The 1,536-nt window shown below is 63.1% G+C and carries 1 protein-coding gene; it reads left to right on the top strand.

The window, feature by feature from the left end:
• Positions 1-61: 61 nt before the first annotated feature.
• Complete coding sequence (locus ACXJKO_RS31625; RefSeq protein ID WP_457094956.1) at positions 62-1,501, top strand: IS1182 family transposase; 1,440 nt, start codon at positions 62-64, stop codon at positions 1,499-1,501.
• The last annotated feature ends 35 nt before the right edge of the window (positions 1,502-1,536 follow it).

The raw sequence follows: 1,536 nt of genomic DNA, 5'->3' as shown, positions 1-1,536 counted from the left end.
GACCCAGGCTGTGTCAAAACGCGGTTGGTGGTAGGATTGCCCGCTCTGTTTGGAGGATCCGATGAGGCGCTTTGTTGAAGGCGTGGATCGCAGCCAGACCACCCTATTTCCCGAAAGCCTGGAGGACTGGGTCAGCGACGATAACCCGGTGCGCGTCATCGACGCCTTTGTCGACGCACTCGAGTTGAGAGCTCTGGGCTTTGAAGGCATTGTGCCCGAAGCAACCGGACGCCCGTCGTATCATCCCGCCATCCTGCTCAAGCTCTACATCTACGGCTATCTCAACCGGGTGCAGTCGAGCCGACGTTTGGAGCGTGAGGCAGGCCGCAATGTTGAGCTGATGTGGCTGACGGGCCGCCTCATGCCCGATCACAAGACGATCGCCAATTTCCGCAAAGACAATGGCCGCGCCATCCGYCAGGTCTGCGCCCAGTTCGTCATTCTCTGTCGCCAGATCGGCCTGCTGAACACCGCCAGCGTGGCCATCGACGGCTCCAAGTTCAAGGCCGTGAACAACCGGGACCGCAACTTCACGCGCGCCAAGGTCGAGCGTCGGCGGGCTCAGATCGAAGAGAGCGTGGCCCGTTATCTCCAGCAACTCGACACGGCCGACCGGCACGAACCGACAGAGGCGCTCTCCGCCAGGACGACCCGGCTCAAGGAGAAGATCGCCCGGCTCGAACAGGAGATGCAGCGTCTGGCGGAATTGGAAGCCCAGATGTTGGCGTCTCCCGACCAGCAGATCTCGCTCACCGATCCGGATGCGCGCTCGATGGCGACCAGCGGGCGCGGCTCCGGGGTGGTGGGCTACAACGTGCAGGTGGCGGTTGAGACCAAACACCACCTCATCGTGGCGCATGAGGTCACCAACGATGGCTGCGACCTCGCCCAGCTTTCCGCCATGGGCAAGGAGGTGAAAGCGGTTCTGGAGGTRGAGGAGCTCGAGGCGGTGGCKGATCGCGGCTACTGGGACAGTGAGGAAATCTTCGCCTGCGATCAGGCGGGGATTACGGTGACTCTGCCCAAGCCGATGACGTCGAGTGCCAAATCCAAGGGCCGGTTCGGCAAGCAGGACTTTGTCTACCTGCCTGAGGAGGACGCCTATCGCTGCCCGGCGGGCGAGAAGCTCAAGTACTATTACAGCAACGTGGAACGCGGGCTGACGCTGCGGCGCTACTGGACCACCGCCTGTCAGAGTTGTCCAATCAAGAGCCGGTGCACCACAGGRCCGCAGCGGCGGATCACGCGCTGGGAGCACGAGGATGTGCTGGAGGCCGTGCAGCGCCGACTTGATCTGAACCCGGGGGCAATGCGCCAGCGGCGCGAGGTGGTCGAGCATCCCTTCGGCACGATCAAGCTGCGCATGGGTGCGGTCCACTTCCTGATGAAGCGGCTGCCGAAGGTGAGGGGCGAGATGGCGCTGCACGTGCTCGCCTACAATCTCACTCGGGTGCTGAACATCCTGGGTATTCAGCCGCTGATGGCCGCCCTCAGGACTTAGGGGCGGGTTCTGCCCGCGTCATCACGCCTGTGACA

The organism is Microvirga sp. P5_D2 (genome assembly GCF_054049475.1).
The sequence above is the reverse complement of the archived record's forward strand: the minus strand, read 5'-3'. Positions and strand labels throughout refer to the sequence as shown.